At 73.0% G+C, this 14,791-nt stretch carries 13 protein-coding genes; 7 read left to right on the top strand and 6 right to left on the bottom strand.

What is annotated here, in order from left to right:
* Positions 1-36: 36 nt before the first annotated feature.
* Positions 37-1,566 carry an IucA/IucC family protein gene (locus BZZ08_RS25170; RefSeq protein ID WP_104634540.1) on the bottom strand — a complete coding sequence of 510 codons (1,530 nt, stop codon included), beginning with the start codon at positions 1,564-1,566 and terminating at the stop codon, positions 37-39.
* A 151-nt stretch (positions 1,567-1,717) separates the two neighbouring features.
* Here BZZ08_RS25170 and BZZ08_RS25165 point away from each other — a divergent pair, with 151 nt between their 5' ends.
* The 3 genes from BZZ08_RS25165 (at position 1,718) to BZZ08_RS25155 (ending at position 5,381) form a co-directional block, all read left to right on the top strand.
* A complete protein-coding gene (locus BZZ08_RS25165) occupies positions 1,718-3,244 on the top strand; it encodes an IucA/IucC family protein (protein WP_104634539.1) in 1,527 nt (508 codons plus the stop codon).
* A 62-nt stretch (positions 3,245-3,306) separates the two neighbouring features.
* Positions 3,307-4,575: a vWA domain-containing protein gene (locus BZZ08_RS25160; protein WP_104634538.1), complete on the top strand. Its 1,269-nt coding sequence runs from the start codon at positions 3,307-3,309 to the stop codon at positions 4,573-4,575.
* Positions 4,575-5,381 (top strand): hypothetical protein, encoded by an 807-nt coding sequence (locus BZZ08_RS25155; protein WP_104634537.1) that lies wholly within the window; start codon positions 4,575-4,577, stop codon positions 5,379-5,381. The genes BZZ08_RS25160 and BZZ08_RS25155 overlap by 1 nt, the downstream gene beginning before the upstream one ends.
* Positions 5,382-5,423: 42 nt before the next feature.
* On the opposite strand, the gene BZZ08_RS25150 is transcribed toward BZZ08_RS25155, so the two are convergent.
* Positions 5,424-6,077: a winged helix-turn-helix transcriptional regulator gene (locus BZZ08_RS25150; RefSeq protein ID WP_104634536.1), complete on the bottom strand. Its 654-nt coding sequence runs from the start codon at positions 6,075-6,077 to the stop codon at positions 5,424-5,426.
* 87 nt (positions 6,078-6,164) lie between these two features.
* Here BZZ08_RS25150 and BZZ08_RS25145 point away from each other — a divergent pair, with 87 nt between their 5' ends.
* From BZZ08_RS25145 to BZZ08_RS25130, 4 genes are read left to right on the top strand one after another with little or no spacing between them, the layout of a single operon-like run.
* Positions 6,165-7,373, top strand: a complete 1,209-nt coding sequence (locus BZZ08_RS25145) for a pyridoxal phosphate-dependent aminotransferase (protein WP_104634535.1) — start codon at positions 6,165-6,167, stop codon at positions 7,371-7,373.
* A gap of 27 nt (positions 7,374-7,400) precedes the next feature.
* On the top strand, positions 7,401-8,000 hold the full coding sequence (locus tag BZZ08_RS25140) for a histidine phosphatase family protein (RefSeq protein WP_104634534.1): 600 nt from the start codon (positions 7,401-7,403) through the stop codon (positions 7,998-8,000).
* A gap of 47 nt (positions 8,001-8,047) precedes the next feature.
* Positions 8,048-8,698, top strand: coding sequence for a hypothetical protein (locus tag BZZ08_RS25135; RefSeq protein WP_104634533.1), 651 nt, complete (start codon positions 8,048-8,050; stop codon positions 8,696-8,698).
* Positions 8,699-8,752: 54 nt separating this feature from the next.
* The gene (locus BZZ08_RS25130; RefSeq protein WP_104634532.1) at positions 8,753-9,175 is read left to right on the top strand and encodes an acyl-CoA thioesterase; all 423 of its coding nucleotides are present in this window, start codon (positions 8,753-8,755) and stop codon (positions 9,173-9,175) included.
* A gap of 106 nt (positions 9,176-9,281) precedes the next feature.
* On the opposite strand, the gene BZZ08_RS25125 is transcribed toward BZZ08_RS25130, so the two are convergent.
* The 4 genes from BZZ08_RS25125 to pucL all read right to left on the bottom strand — a co-directional run bounded on the left by BZZ08_RS25125 (position 9,282) and on the right by pucL (position 14,784).
* Positions 9,282-10,670: a nucleobase:cation symporter-2 family protein gene (locus BZZ08_RS25125; RefSeq protein ID WP_104634531.1), complete on the bottom strand. Its 1,389-nt coding sequence runs from the start codon at positions 10,668-10,670 to the stop codon at positions 9,282-9,284.
* Between the two features lie 240 nt (positions 10,671-10,910).
* A complete protein-coding gene (locus BZZ08_RS25120; RefSeq protein ID WP_104634530.1) occupies positions 10,911-12,299 on the bottom strand; it encodes an 8-oxoguanine deaminase in 1,389 nt (462 codons plus the stop codon).
* Positions 12,300-12,371: 72 nt separating this feature from the next.
* The gene (locus tag BZZ08_RS25115; RefSeq protein WP_104634529.1) at positions 12,372-13,784 is read right to left on the bottom strand and encodes a nucleobase:cation symporter-2 family protein; all 1,413 of its coding nucleotides are present in this window, start codon (positions 13,782-13,784) and stop codon (positions 12,372-12,374) included.
* A gap of 64 nt (positions 13,785-13,848) precedes the next feature.
* Complete coding sequence (gene pucL, locus BZZ08_RS25110) at positions 13,849-14,784, bottom strand: factor-independent urate hydroxylase (RefSeq protein WP_104634528.1); 936 nt, start codon at positions 14,782-14,784, stop codon at positions 13,849-13,851.
* Between the last annotated feature and the right edge of the window lie 7 nt (positions 14,785-14,791).

The following is a 14,791-nucleotide window of genomic DNA, read 5'->3' as shown; positions in this document are numbered from 1 at the left end:
GCACCACCGGGGCGCGGCCCGGCACGGGATTTCCGCTCACGCCCCGCGCAGCGGGTTGGGCAGGGGGCGGTAGCGGGCGTCGGCGCCGTCCGCGCCGGTCCAGCGCAGCAGGAGGTTGGTCTTGGCGGGGAGGGTGGGAGCCGCGAGCAGGGCGGGGATCTCGGGCAGGTCGTGGCGGGCCAGTTCGCGGCGGACGGCGGGCCAGGGGTCGAGGCCGGGGTGGTGTTCGGCGAGGGCGGCGGCGATCTCGTACAGGTGGTTGACGACCAGGCAGTAGACCAGGCGCTCCCAGCCGGCCGCCCGGGGGGTGTCCGGCAGCAGCTTGACGCCCTCCGCGTCCCGGAACAGCGCCTGTACCGGCATGCCGGTCGCGTCGACGGCGACCAGGGTGTTCTGCAGGTGCGCCTCCAGGACGACGCCGTCGTCGGCGAAGGCGGTCAGGACGGGCGGGACGACGGCGGTGAGGTACGCCTCCCACCAGGCCGCCGGGTCCGCGGTGGCCGTGAGCGGGCTGCCGGGGAAGCCCTCCACGAGCGCGGCGGCCAGGAGCGGGGTCGCGCCGGGCAGCAGGTGGTCCCGCAGGCCGTCGCGGACGACGACGGCCAGTTCCTCGAAGGCGAAGTCCGCGGTGCGGTGGCCGCGGTCGCCGAGCCAGGCCGCGGGGGGTCCCACGGCGGCGAATGCCTCGGTGACGGCGGTGTCGGTGCGGCGCAGTCGCATCAGGTCGTGGCGCCACAGGCGGCGGATGTCGTTGGTGACGCGCACGTCGAGGCTGAACTTCAGGAACAGGTCCTGTCCGGGCAGGTACTCGGGCGCGTACACCGTGCGGATCGCGGCCGTCGGCCAGGCGAAGAAGCCGGTCGTGCCCACCCGGACGAGCCGGCCGTCGGCGAAGGCGGGGGCGAGGGCCGGTGCGGTCAGCTCCAGCTGCCAGGGGTGGGCGGGCAGCAGGCGATAGCCGGGCGGGGCCTTGCCGAGGGCGTCCAGGGCGGCGGTGTCGCCCTCGTCGACGACGGTGTCCTCGCGCACGGCGAGCAGCGTCAGCGGGAAGCGGGCGTGCGCCTCGGGCGCGTACGGCAGCCACCCGGCGTGCGGGCCGCCGCCGCGTGCCTTGGGGGCGGGGTGGTGGGTGTGGCCGGTGAGCAGGGCCTGCTCGGAGCGGAGGTACGGGTCCGCGGGCGGGGTGGCACGGGCGCGTGCCGCCAGCAGCGCGGCCACCGCGTCGCGGCTGTCGGTCATCTCGGTGGGCAGTTCGTGGTTGCCCACACCGGTGTGCCGGCGCAGCGCCTCGGCGACGAGCTTCACCAGTTCGGCGTGGTCGACGCGGTGCCAGCCGTCCGCCGTGCGGACCTCCGGTTCGGCGGGCCGGCGGCCCCGGCGCACCCGCAGCAGTCTGCCGCCGGGCAGCCGGTACACGGGGCGGGCGCCGGGGCCCGGCAGGGGTTCGGCCACCTCGCGCAGCAGGCAGTTCAGCAGCGGTACGGCCGCGTGGGCGTCGGCACGGCGCGCCACGTCGTCCCGGGAGTCGGCGCCGGTGGGCGGGGGCAGGAGATCCACGCGTTCCACTCGTTCCCTACGGTCGGTCCATGGCGGAGAGGACGGAGACGATCAGTATGTCTCTCGTCATGACCCTCGTCGGCCCTGCGCCGTGACGCCGTACCTGTACTCGTACCCGCAGCAGTATCCATACCCGTATCCGTATCCGAGGAGCCAGCTCGTGCATCGTCCTCCCAGCGCAGCGGCCGCTTTCGCCGACGAGGTGGCGGCCGTCCGCCCCGCCCTGGCCGCCCGGTTCACGGCCGAGCGGCCCGGGGCCCGCGCGGCCGTGCTGTCGCGGCTGTGGCGTGCCCTCGCCTTCGAACCGCTGCCGTGGATCGAGGGCCGGGAGCGGTCCGGGGACGGACTGGTCCTGCGCCTGCGGGACGGCCGGCGGCTGACCGGACCGGCCGCCGACCCCTACCGCACGGACGCGTACGTGCCGCTCGTCCGACTGGACGAGGCCGCGTACGACGACCCGGAGCGGCTGATGACCGACCTCGCCGTACCGCACTCGGCCGCCTTCGCCGCCGAACTCGGGCACAGCGCCGCGTCGTTGGCGCTGTCGCGCGCGGCGCAGCCCCGGGCGGCGCGGGAGGGGGCGTCGGGGAATCACCCGGACGAGTGGCCGGACAGCGACTGGGGCTGGGAGCGGCGGGTGGTCGACGGGCATCCCTACCATCCGGGCTGCCGTGCGCGGCCGGGGTTCTCGGTGGCCGAGCAGTTGGCGTACGGGCCCGAGCACGGGCCGGTGGTGGAGCTGGGGCTGGTGCCGGTCCCGGCGGCGGAGTGCCTGGTGACGGGGGTGTGGCCGCGGGAGCTGCGGGACGGGGGGCGGGTGCTGGTCCCGGTGCATCCGTGGCAGGCGGCGCACGTGCTCAAGCAGTCGGTCGGGGCCGGGCCGGCCGCGCGTCCGCTGATGTCCCTGCGGACCCTGGCGATGCCCGGCTCGGTGCATGTGAAGACCGCGCTGAGCGCCCGGCTGACGTCCTCGGTGCGGGACATCTCGGTCGCCTCGATCGCCGCGTCGGCGGACCTGTCGGCGTTCGGGGAGCGGCTGGCGGCGCGGATGGACGGCCTGCTCCACGTGACCCGCACGCCGGGCGCGGCCACCGCCCACTCCCCCGACCTGGCCGCCGTACTGCGCGAGTCGCCCCAGGTGTACGCCTCCGGGGGTGAGCACGTCGTCCCGGTCGCGGCGCTGGCGACCACCGGACTGCCGCGCTCCCCCGCGTGGCTCGCCGCCTTCGCCCGTGTCGCGCTCACCGTCGGGCTGCGCGCGCTGGAGCTGGGCGTGGCGCTGGAGGCCCACGGCCAGAACCTCCTGGTCGTCCTCTCCGCGACGGGCGACCCGCTGCGCCTGGTCTACCGCGACCTGGCCGACATCCGCGTCTCCCCGGCCCGCCTGGCCCGGCACGGGATCGCCGCCCCCGGCCTGCCCGCCCGGATCCGCACCGACGAACCGGTCGCCCTGCGCCGGAAGCTGTTCGGCTCGCTGGTGGGCGGCGCGCTGGCGGCGACGGCAGGGTCGGGCCCGGCACTGCGCAGCGCCCTGGCGGCGGCCGTGCCCGAACTGCCCCGCACGCGGGACACGGTGGCCCTGCGCGAGGAGCCCCTGCCGGTGAAGGCCCTGACCGCGATGCGGACTTCACCGGGGAGTACGGGCGATCTGTGGACGGAGCTGCCCAATCCGCTGCGGTGGAGGTGAAGTCGGGGCATCGGCGCGGTCTCGTTTTGGAGCGCGACACCACTGATCAATAAGATCCGCCGATGATCACAAGAACACGGCTGGCGGCGGGTGCCTGTGCCCTGCTCGCCGCGCTGGCGGCCGGGATGGCGTTCCCGGCCGGGGCGAGCGCCGGTGAACCCACGGGTGAGGACGCGCCGAAGGTCGACCTCGTGCTCGACGTCAGCGGTTCGATGCGGACGCGGGACATCGACGGCGGCACGCGCATGGCGGCGGCGAAGCAGGCGTTCAACGAGGTGCTCGACGCGACGCCGGAAGAGGTGCGGCTGGGCATCCGGACGCTCGGCGCGGACTATCCGGGCGACGACCGCAAGACCGGCTGCAAGGACACCGCGCAGCTCTACCCGGTGGGCCCGCTGGACCGCACCGAGGCGAAGACGGCGGTGGCGACCCTGTCGCCGACGGGCTGGACGCCGATCGGGCCCGCGCTGCTCAAGGCGGCCGACGACCTCGACGGCGGCGCCGGTTCCAAGCGGATCGTGCTGATCAGCGACGGCGAGGACACCTGCGCCCCGCTGGACCCGTGCGAGGTGGCCCGCGAGATCGCGGCCAAGGGCATCGGGCTCACCATCGACACGCTGGGTCTGGTCCCCAACACCAAGATGCGGCAGCAGCTCAGCTGCATCGCCGAGGCGACCGGCGGCACGTACACCTCGGTCGAGCACACCGAGGAACTGACCGACAAGGTCAACCAGTTGGTGGACCGCGCGGCCGACCCGGTGGTGACGCCGGTCGCCACCGAGGGCGCGGACGCGTGCGCGAAGGCGCCGACGCTCAAGTCGGGGCTGTACACCGACCGCGAGGAGTTCGGGCAGCAGCGCTGGTACCGGGTGGACGTGGAGCCCGGTCAGGAGCTGCGGGCCTCGGTGAGCGTGGCCGCCGACCGGGCCGTGAACCCGTCCTACGGGGTGCTGCTGCGGGCGGTGACCGTGCACGGCCGGGAGATCGTGCGCGGCGAGGCGGCGGGCAACGGCCGCACCGACGTGCTCTCGACGGGGCTGCAGTACCCGAAGGCGGAGAGCGACGACGATGCGGACGCCGCGGCCGAGGCCGTGTGCCTCCAGGTGACCAACTCCTTCTCCGTCGCCTCCGGCGTGAAGACCACGCCGGGACTGCCGCTGGAGCTGACCGTCGACGTCGTGGACGGTCCGGGCGACTCCGACGACGTGGCCGCCTTCGGCCTCGGGCGCGGCTGGTGGCTGCTCGGCCTGCTGGTGCTGGTCGGCTTCGTGGCCGGTCTGCTGTGGGGCTGGCTCTCGCGCTGGCGGTTCGCGATCTGGAGGACCAACTGATGCGATTCACCCGAGTGCTGACGGCGTCCGTGGTGCTGCTCGGCCTCGCCGCGGCTCCCGCGGCGGCCGACTCCTCGCCCTCCGCGAGCCCCGCGCAGGACGGTGACGCGCCGACCACGGCGGGCACGTCCTTCCGTACGGCGGCCGAGTTCGAGCAGGGGCAGGTCGCCACGGCGAACGGTGCCGCGGGCGACTACCTGTACTGGTCGTTCCCGGCCGACGCCGGGCAGCGGCCCACCGTGAAGGCCACGGTGAAGCTGCCCGAGACGCACGCCGCCCAGACCTGGCGGGTCGACGTGTACGACGGCCTGCGCCGCCGCCAGGCCTGCCAGTGGGGCGCCCAGGCCCGCACCGCGGACGCGGGCACCTCCTCGGTCGAGCTGGCCTGCGTCCTGCGCACCGTGCGCGCCTGGACCGAACCGTGGGCCAACGACCCGCTGCCGGGCACCTATTACGTCCGGCTGACGGCGGTGAACGTGCCGGCCTCCGACCTCGGCGTGCCGGTCTCCGCCGAGGTGCGGGTGGACTCCAAGGACATCGGCGGGGCCGCCGCGGTGGACGGTTCGCTGGCCGAGCCGCTGGTGCCGGGCATCGCGGTGACGTCCGGCGCCGACGAGGGCGACGAGGAGGACCGGAGCGCCGTGCTGTCCGCGATCGAGCCGGAGGACGGCTGGTCGTCGGGCTGGTGGTCGGACCGCTGGGTGTGGAGCGGGATCGGGGCCGTCCTGGCCGCCCTCGCGGGCATCGGCGGTTACGCGCTGACCCGTGGTTCGGGACGGCCGTCCCGGGTGCCGCCGGGCGCCTGACACACCATCAGGAGGCCCGCTCCGGCGGGCCTCCTGCCGTTTTCACCCCTCCCGCAGCGCCTTGGCCGCCGGGCCGTCGCCGCTCACCTCGACGCGGCCGTCGCGCACCGCCTCCCGCAGGCCGACCTCGCCCCGCCCGAGAGCCACGCACGTCACGGCGTCCAGCACGAGCCGGGCGTCGGGCTCCCCGGGCGCGGACCCCTCGCCGTACACGGACCCCTCCGCCGAGCCCCGTGCCGCCGTGCCGGCGTACAGGTGGAACTCCCCCTCCTCCAGCCGGACCTCGACCAGTCCCTCGCCCGCCCCGGCCTCCCGCAGCGCGCGCAGCAGGGGCAGCGCGAACCAGTGCGCGCGTACGGCGTCGGTCGGCCGCCGCTCCCCCAGCTCGCCGGCGCCCCACGCGCCGAGCGCCTCCAGGACGGGCAGCAGGCCGCGTCCCCGCGCGGTGAGTTCGTAGACGTACGCGGCGCCGGGCGGGGGCAGCCGGCGCCTGGTCGTCAGTCCCTCGCGCTCCATGTCCTTGAGCCGCGAGGCGAGTACGTCCGTGCTGACGCCGGGCAGGTCGGCGTGCAGGTCGGTGTAGCGCCGCGGGCCGGCGAGCAGCTCCCGGACGATCAGCAGGGTCCAGCGGTCGCCGACGGCGTCGAGCGCGCGGGCGGCGGAACAGTACTGGTCGTAGCTACGGCGAGGTGACATGCGACGCAGTGTAGACAAGTTGTTGGACTTTCCAAGCTGCTACTTGGTAAAACCAAGCAACACCAGATTCCGGAGGGGAAGCCGCGCATGGAGTTCCGGCAGTCGAACAAGCTCAGCGAGGTCTGTTACGAGATCCGCGGCCCGGTCATCGAGCACGCCAACGCGCTGGAGGAGGCGGGGCACAGCGTCCTGCGCCTGAACACCGGCAACCCCGCCCTCTTCGGCTTCGAGGCGCCGGAGGAGATCGTCCAGGACATGATCCGGATGCTGCCGCAGGCGCACGGCTACACGGACTCGCGCGGCATCCTCTCCGCCCGCCGGGCCGTCGCCCAGCGCTACCAGGCACTCGGCCTGGCGGTGGACGTGGACGACGTCTTCCTCGGCAACGGCGTCTCGGAGCTGATCTCCATGGCCGTACAGGCCCTCCTCGAGGACGGCGACGAGGTGCTGATCCCCGCCCCCGACTTCCCCCTCTGGACGGCGGTGACCACCCTCGCGGGCGGCACGGCGGTGCACTACCTCTGCGACGAGCAGGCGGAGTGGTACCCGGACCTGGCCGACATGGAGGCGAAGATCACCGACCGCACCAAGGCGGTGGTCATCATCAACCCCAACAACCCCACCGGCGCCGTCTACCCCAAGGAGATCGTCGAGGGCATCCTCGACCTCGCCCGTCGGCACGGCCTGATGGTCTTCGCCGACGAGATCTACGACCAGATCCTGTACGACGACGCCGTGCACCACTCGGCCGCGTCCCTCGCCCCCGACCTGGTGGTGCTGACCTTCTGCGGCCTGTCCAAGACGTACCGGGTGGCGGGCTTCCGCTCCGGCTGGCTGGTGGTGACGGGGCCGAAGCAGCACGCGAAGGACTACCTGGAGGGCCTGACCATGCTGGCCTCCATGCGCCTGTGCGCCAACGCGCCCGCCCAGTACGCCATCCAGGCCGCGCTCGGCGGCCGCCAGTCCATCCGCGAACTGACCGCCCCCGGCGGACGGCTGCACGAACAGCGGGACGTGGCCTGGGAGAAGCTCAACGAGATCCCCGGTGTCTCCTGCGTCAAGCCCAAGGGCGCGCTGTACGCGTTCCCGCGCATCGACCCGGCGGTGCACAGGATCCACGACGACGAGCGGTTCGTCCTGGACCTGCTGCTGCGGGAGAAGATCCAGGTCGTCCAGGGCACCGGCTTCAACTGGCCGAGCCCGGACCACTTCCGCGTCCTGACGCTGCCCCACGCGGAGGACCTGGAGGCGGCGATCGGGCGGATCGGGCGCTTCCTGAGCGGCTACCGGCAGTAGCCGCGTCCCCGGCCGTAGCCTGGGGGCATGGGTGATCTTTTTCTGGTCCGGCACGGTGAGACCGAGTGGTCGCGCTCCGGACGGCACACCGGGCTGACGGACGTCCCGCTGACCGAGAAGGGGCGGGAGCAGGCGCGGAGTCTGGTGCCGTTGATCCGGTCGCACCGGATCGGGGCGGCCTTCGTCAGCCCTTTCCAGCGGGCAAGGGAGACGGCCGAGCTGATCGGGCTGCACGACGTGCGCATCGAGCCGGACCTGCACGAGTGGGACTACGGCGGCTACGAGGGGATCACGACCGTCGAGATCCACCGGAGCCGTCCCGACTGGTTCCTGTTCACGGACGGGGTGGCGCCCGGACCGCCTGACCGTCCCGGGGAGACGCCCGAGCAGGTGGGCGAGCGAGCCGACCGGGTGCTGGCCACGGTGGAGGCGGCGTTCGCCAACACCGAGGGGTGCGTGGTGCTGGTGGCGCACGGGCACTTCCTGCGGGTGCTGACCGCCCGGCACCTGGGCCTCCCGGCATCGCACGGGGCACTGTTCCAGCTGGGCACGGGCACGCTGTGCCGGCTGGGCACGGAGCACGGGCGACCGGTGATCGCCGCCTGGAATGTCAGACCCCCGTCGTAGTCTTCGAAGGCGTCACGGGTGAGCCGACGAGAGAAGGGGGGCACGCCGTGGCACTGTCGCCCACCGCCGCGCAGCGGCGTGTCATCGAGGCCGCCGATCCCGTCACCGGACGGCTGAGGGGGACGCCCGCCCAGCTCGCGGCGCTGGTGAAACGGGGGCTCGCCTTCCGGCATCCGCGGCCGCCGCACGACCACTTCCTGACCCCGGCCGGGCACCGGATACGGGAGGCGGCAGCCGGCCCGGACGCGGTGGCGGTGCCGCCCGAGGCGCCCGCCGCACCGGACGCCGGAGGGGTGTTCGCCGCGCGGGTCGGCGGCGAGGAGACCGCCCCGGGCGGCAACGGACCCGCGCGGCTGCGGGAGGTGCGCGGTGCCTGGCAGGGGCTGCTGGAGCTGCGCCGGATGACGCATCCCGACGGGAGCACGGACCGGCCGTGCGGGTGGGAGCGGTCACATCTCGTGCGGGCCGCCGCGCTGGCCCTGGAGGCGGCGGGGCACCGTCCGGCCGGGCCGGGCGGCGACGACGGATACCGGGTACGGGCGACACCGCAGCCGGAGGCCGTCGCCGTGTACGAGCCGGACGGCGGCGCGCTGCGGGCCTGTGCGGCGACCTTGGAGCGGGCCGGCTGGCAGGTCGGGGAGCACACCGAACCGCGCACGCGGGCCCGCTATCTGCTGGCCTCCCCGCGGAAGGTGTGACGGCCACATGTCAGGATCGGTCCGTCAGTACGTGTGCGACGAGAGGCAGCAGCGGTGAGCGAGCCGTTTTCCGTACCGGTGACCGTCCGCGGGTACGAGACCGACACCCAGGGCCACCTGAACCAGTCGGTGTACCTGAACTACGCCGAGCACGCCCGCTGGTCGATGCTCCAGGCGGCCGGAATCCGGCAGGCCGACCTGGTCGCCCGCCAGGTCGGTCCGGTGGCCCTGGAGACGACCATCCGGTTCCGGCGGGAGCTGCTCGCCGGTGACGAGGTCACGGTGACCTGTGCCTTCGAGTGGGGTGAGGGCAAGACCTTCCGGATCCGGCAGCTCGTCGTCAAGCCGGACGGCACGGTCGCCGCCGAGATCGAGGCCGTCGGCGGACTGATGGACCTGGGCGAGCGCAGGCTGGTGCCGGACCCGCGGCAGCGTTTCAAGGAACTGGCGGCGCGGCCGGAGCTGTTCGGGCTGTAGTGCGACGGGTGCCGCACAGGCGGGGTCGTCAACGGCGGGCGGGGGGCCGGCGCCCCTGTGCAGAGGTACCGGCCCCCCGCCCGCGGCCGTGCGTCGGACGCTCGGGTCACGGCATCGCCGCCGCCCGGGACGACTCGGTGATCTCGTCGCCCGCCTCCATCGGGTGGGTGACGTCCTCCGCGTCGCGTTCCCGGCCGCCGATGTGGTTGAAGACCAGGTTGAGCAGGACCGCGGCCACGCAGCCGGTGGAGATGCCCGAGTCCAGGATGATCCGCGCGTTCTCCGGGAACGCGTGGTAGAACTCCGGCGCCGCGATCGGGATGATGCCGACGGCCAGCGAGACCGCCACGATCAGGACGTTGTTGTCCTTGTCCAGGCTGGCCCGGACCAGGGTCTGGATGCCGCTGGCCGCGACCGAGCCGAAGAGGACGACGCCGGCGCCGCCCAGCACCGGGCGCGGGACGACGGCGATGAGCGAGGCCGCCATCGGGCACAGGCCCATCAGGACCAGGAAGCCGCCGCCGACCGCGACGACGTAGCGGCTGCGGATCTTCGTCATCGCGACCAGGCCGATGTTCTGGGCGAAGGCGCTGCACATGAAGCCGTTGAAGACCGGGCTGAGGGCCGAGCCCAGGGTGTCGGCGCGCAGGCCGGCCGCGATGGTCTTCTCGTCGGCCGGGCGGTCCACGATCTCGCCGAGGGCGAGCATGTCGGCGGTGGACTCGGTCATCGAGACCACCATCACCACGCACATGGAGATGATCGCGGCGATCTGGAACTGCGGTGCGCCGAAGTGGAACGGCGTCGGGAAGCCGACGACGGCCGCGTCCGCGACCGGACCGAAGTCCGTGGCGCCGAACGGGATGGCGACGAGCGTGCCCGCGACCAGGCCGAGCAGCACGGCGATCTGCTTGACGAAGCCGCGGGTGAAGCGGCGCAGGAGCAGGACGATGACGAGCGTGATCGCGGCCAGGCCCAGGTTGGTCGACGAACCGTAGTCGTCCGCCGCGGGGGCGGGGCCCTGCGCCCAGCCGAAGGCGACCGGCAGCAGGGATATGCCTATGAGGGTGATGACGGTGCCGGTGACGACCGGCGGGAAGAACCGGATCGCCTTGCTGAAGAACGGCGCGGCGATGAAACCGAGGAGTCCGGCGACGATGACGGCGCCGAAGATGATCGGCAGCGCGTCGGACTTGTCGTCGGTGGAGGCGACGACGGCGGTCATCGGGGCGACACCGGCGAAGGTGACGCCGTTGACGAAGGGCAGTCGGGCGCCGATCTTCCAGATGCCCAGCGTCTGCAGGAAGGTCGCCAGGCCCGCGGTGAACAGGCAGGCGCCGGTGAGGAAGGTCAGCTCGGTGGCGCTCAGGCCGATGGCCGCGCCGACGATCAGGGGTGGGGCGACGACCCCGGCGTACATGGCGGCCACGTGTTGCAGGCCGGTCGTCGCCATTTTGAGTGGCGGGAGTTTCTCGTCAACAGGGTGGTCGGCCACGGCGGCGTTCCTCCGGTCGTTTACACGTCGACTCTGACGTGGGTGTCAGGGAGGTGGAGCTAGTGGTGGTCGTGCGGGACCGGGACGGACCGTTCGGGGGAACGGGCGACCGCTCCGGGGCGTGCGCGCAGGGGCGCACACCCCGGAGTAGGCCACCGTGGACCCCGCTCGGGTCCACGGTTACCGGCCGGGAGCCGTCCCTCCCGGCCGGAGATCAAGTGGTGTTCTGTTGTACGGGGTTCAGCCCTGCGCGGCGATCCGCGCCAGGCGTCGTGCCTCGTCGCGGGTGGAGCGGGCGAGGGCGTCCTCGTCGGCCGTGAGCAGCCTGCCGTCCTCGACGATCTGCCGTCCGTTCACGAACGACGCCGTGACCGGGGCGGGGGCGCCGAAGACCAGGGCGGTCACCGGGTCGGCGATCGAGGAGTGGGCGAGGGTGTCCATCCGCCACAGCACCAGGTCGGCGAGCTTGCCCGCCTCCAGGGAGCCGGTCTCGGCGGACCGGCCGAGGACCCGGGCGCCGCCGTGGGTGCCTAGGCGCAGCGCCTTGCGGGCGTCCAGCGCGGCCTCGCGGTGGGCGCCGAGGCGGTTGATCAGCAGGGCGTTGCGCAGTTCGGTGTGGAGTTCGCCGGACTCGTTGGAGGCGGTGCCGTCGACGCCGAGGCCGACCGGGACGCCGGCGGCGAGCAGGTCGGGGACCCGGGCGATGCCCGCGGCCAGGCGGGCGTTGGAGGACGGGCAGTGGGCGACGCCGGTGCCGGTGCGGGCGAAGGCGGCGATGTCGGAGTCGTTCATGTGGACGCAGTGCGCCATCCACACGTCCTCGCCGAGCCAGCCGGTCGACTCGAAGTAGTCGGTGGGGCCCATGCCGAACAGCTCGTGGCAGAACTTCTCCTCCTCCACGGTCTCCGAGCCGTGGGTGTGCAGCCGTACGCCGAGCCGGCGGCCCAGTTCGGCGCCCTGGCGCATGAGTTCGGTGGAGACGGAGAAGGGCGAGCAGGGGGCGACGGCGACCTGGGTCATCGCGTCGAAGGAGGAGTCGTGGTGTTCCCTGACGGTGGCCTCGGTGGCGGCGAGCGCGTCGTCCAGGCTCTCCACCGCGAAGTCCGGCGGCAGCCCGCCGTCGGACTCGCCGCGGTCCATGGAGCCGCGGGCGAGGGTGAAGCGGACGCCGATCTCGCGGGCGGCGCGGATGATCGCGCCGGACAGGTCACCGGCGCCCCGCGGGTGGATGTAGTGGTGGTCCGCGGCGGTGGTGACGCCGCCGCGGGCCATCACGGCGAGGGAACCCTGGGCCGCCGCGTACGCCATCGGCTCGTCGAGGCGCGCCCAGGTCGGGTACAGGGCGACCAGCCAGTCGAACAGGTTGTGGTCGGTGGCCAGGCCCCGGGTGAGCCACTGGTAGAAGTGGTGGTGGGTGTTGATCAGTCCCGGTGTGACCAGGTGTCCGGTCGCGTCGATCCGGCGTACGACGTTCTCCAGGTCCTGGGGTGCCCCGCCCGCGCCGACGGACTCGATCCGGTTGCCGGCGAGCACGACGTGGCCGGAGGCGTACTCGGTGTCGCCCGCGTCCACGGTGGCGATCGCACCGTGCTCGATGACGGTGCGTCCGGTTGCCGATGATGCTGCCATGCTGCTTCCTTGCCTTTCGGTGGGGCCCGTGGGCGGGGAGTCGAGTACCCACGGGGAGGGCACGGCAGGACCCTAGGAGGATTTGAGTGCCGGAACCGGTTGGCGGCTCCGGGTGCCGAGATGGTGGAAGAAGAGGTTGAGGGCGACCGCGACGATCGCTCCGGCGCTGATGCCGGAGCCCAGCACGGTCTGGGCCCAGGCGGGGAACTCGGCGTAGAAGGTGGGCGCCGCCAGCGGGATGATGCCCGCCCCGAGCGCCACGGCGACCAGGATGATGTTGGAGCTGTCGTCCAGCCCGGCCTCGGAGAGCGTACGGATGCCGCTGACGGCGATCGAGCCGAACAGCACGATGCCCGCGCCGCCCAGGACCGGCATCGGGACCAGGGAGACGACCGCGCCCAGGACCGGGAAGGCGCCGAGGACCAGCAGGGTGGCACCGGCGACGGCGACGACGTAGCGGCTGCGCACCCGGGTGAGGGAGACGACGCCGACGTTCTGGGCGAAGGCGGAGGTGGGGAAGCCGCCGAAGACGGGGCCGACCAGGGTGGCGAGGCCGTCGGTGCGCAGGCCGCGGGTGATGACCTTGGCGTCGGCGCGGCGGTCGCAGATCTCGCCGAGGGCGAGCATGCCGGCGGACGACTCCGTCATCAGGACCAGCATGACGATGCACAGCGACAGGATGGCCGCGGGCTGGAACTCGGGGGCGCCGAAGGCGAAGGGCGTGGGCAGCGCGGCGACCGGCGCGGACCTCAGGGCGCCGAAGTCGGCCATGCCGAACGGGACGGCGGCCAGGGTGCCGATCAACAGGCCGAAGAGCAGCGCCACTTGCTTGACGAAGCCCCGGCCGAAGCGCTGGATGACGAGGATGACGGCGAGGGTGAAGGCGGCGAGCGCGAGGTGGCGCATCGAGCCGAAGTCGGCGGCGGTCTTGTCGCCGCCCTGGGCCCAGCCGACCGGGACCGGCATCAGCGTGACGCCGATGAGGGTGATGACGACACCCGTGACCAGCGGCGGGAAGAAGCGCAGGAGCCGGCCGAAGAACGGGCCGACGGCGAGGCAGAAGACACCGGCGACCATCACCGCGCCGTAGACGGCGGGGAGTTGGCTGCCCTTCGCGTTGGTCTCGACGATCGCGAGGATGGGCGCGATGCCGGCCGAGGAGGCGGCGTTGACGAACGGCAGGCGGTTGCCGACGAAGCCCTTGACGCCGAGGGTCTGGAGCAGGGTGGCGACGCCCGCGATCAGCAGCGAGGCCGCGATCAGCCGGGTGCGGCCCTCCAGGTCGAGTCCGCAGGCCTGGCCGATGATGAGCGGAGGAGTGACGACGCCCGCGTACATGGCGGCGATGTGCTGGAGCGCGGCGGGGACGAGCCGCGAGGGGTGGAGCTTCTCGTCAACCGGGTGCACGGACGTGACGGCGTCCTCGGTGTGCACCGGCGGGGTGGTGCCAGGGCCGGTGGCGGGCCCTTTCGCAGGCAGTGCCATGGTGTTTCCTCCGGTGTGGCGCGCCGCCGGCCCCGGGGGCGGGGCCGGCGGCGCGCCTGCCGCGTCAGAGGTTGGTCATGTCGACCGGGATGAGTTGCTCGGCGCCGTCGCGCAGGATGGTGGCCTCGATCAGGCCGTAGGGGCGGTCGGCGGCGTAGTACACGGCGCCGTCCTTGGCCTCGTTGTCGATCCCGAAGGGCGACAGGTCCGAGCGGAAGTGGTGCTTGTTGGGCATCGAGAAGCGGATCTCGTCGACCTCGTCGCGGGAGTTCAGCACCCGCACACCCATCTCGAAGAGGGTCTGCTGGAGCGAGTACGAGTAGGTCTCGGCGAACGCCTGGAGCGCGTGCTTGCGCACCCCGCCGTAGGAGCGGTCCCAGTCGGGGGCGTGCGAGTCGATGCCGTCCCAGTTGTGCCGCCACCAGGTGGAGACGGTGGTGGCGAGGATGCGGTCGTGGTCCTCCGGGAGGGTCGTGTACTTGTCCTTGAGGAAGCCGAAGAACTCGGAGTTGGTCGAGTTCAGGACGGTGAGGTCCTTGAAGCCGGAGAGCACCTGGATGCCGTGGCCGTCGTAGGTGATCTGCGCGACGCGGGTCTCCTGGCCGGTGCGGACGAAGGAGTGGGCGATCTCGTCGGCGCCGACGAAGCGGGCGCCGCCCTTCGACGTCTCGATCCGCTCCCAGCCGTACTCCTCGACGCGGATGCGGGCCCGGTGGATCGGGTCGTTGTTGTCCACGAAGTGGCGGGCGAGCTTGACGCCGAGGTCCTCGGCGCTCTCGATGCCGTGCTCCTTGGCGAAGGCGAACACCGTGTTCTTGGTGGTGTCGGTCGGCAGGACGTTGGCGTTGGAACCGCTGCGGTGGACCTCCTCCATGTCGCCGGACAGGGCGACGGAGACGTTCAGGTCCTTGATGTGGTGCGTGTCGCCGTCACGCGTGATCTTGACGACGCGGTTCTCTGCCTTGCCGTACTGGTTCTGTCCCAGGACGAAACGGGTCATGGTGTCG

Origin of the sequence: Streptomyces sp. MH60, from assembly GCF_002939385.1 — a bacterium.
Lineage (GTDB): Bacteria > Actinomycetota > Actinomycetes > Streptomycetales > Streptomycetaceae > Streptomyces.
Note: the sequence above shows the minus strand (reverse complement) of the source record. Positions and strands in the feature narration are given on the sequence as shown.

Bases quoted from the DNA above. Each gene is read 5' to 3' on its own strand.
- BZZ08_RS25160 (WP_104634538.1), top strand. From the start codon at position 3,307: ATGATCACAAGAACACGGCTGGCGGCGGGTGCCTGTGCCCTGCTCGCC.
- BZZ08_RS25155 (WP_104634537.1), top strand. From the start codon at position 4,575: ATGCGATTCACCCGAGTGCTGACGGCGTCCGTGGTGCTGCTCGGCCTC.
- BZZ08_RS25150 (WP_104634536.1), bottom strand. From the start codon at position 6,077: ATGTCACCTCGCCGTAGCTACGACCAGTACTGTTCCGCCGCCCGCGCG.
- BZZ08_RS25145 (WP_104634535.1), top strand. From the start codon at position 6,165: ATGGAGTTCCGGCAGTCGAACAAGCTCAGCGAGGTCTGTTACGAGATC.
- BZZ08_RS25140 (WP_104634534.1), top strand. From the start codon at position 7,401: ATGGGTGATCTTTTTCTGGTCCGGCACGGTGAGACCGAGTGGTCGCGC.
- BZZ08_RS25120 (WP_104634530.1), bottom strand. From the start codon at position 12,299: ATGGCAGCATCATCGGCAACCGGACGCACCGTCATCGAGCACGGTGCG.
- BZZ08_RS25115 (WP_104634529.1), bottom strand. From the start codon at position 13,784: ATGGCACTGCCTGCGAAAGGGCCCGCCACCGGCCCTGGCACCACCCCG.
- pucL (WP_104634528.1), bottom strand. From the start codon at position 14,784: ATGACCCGTTTCGTCCTGGGACAGAACCAGTACGGCAAGGCAGAGAAC.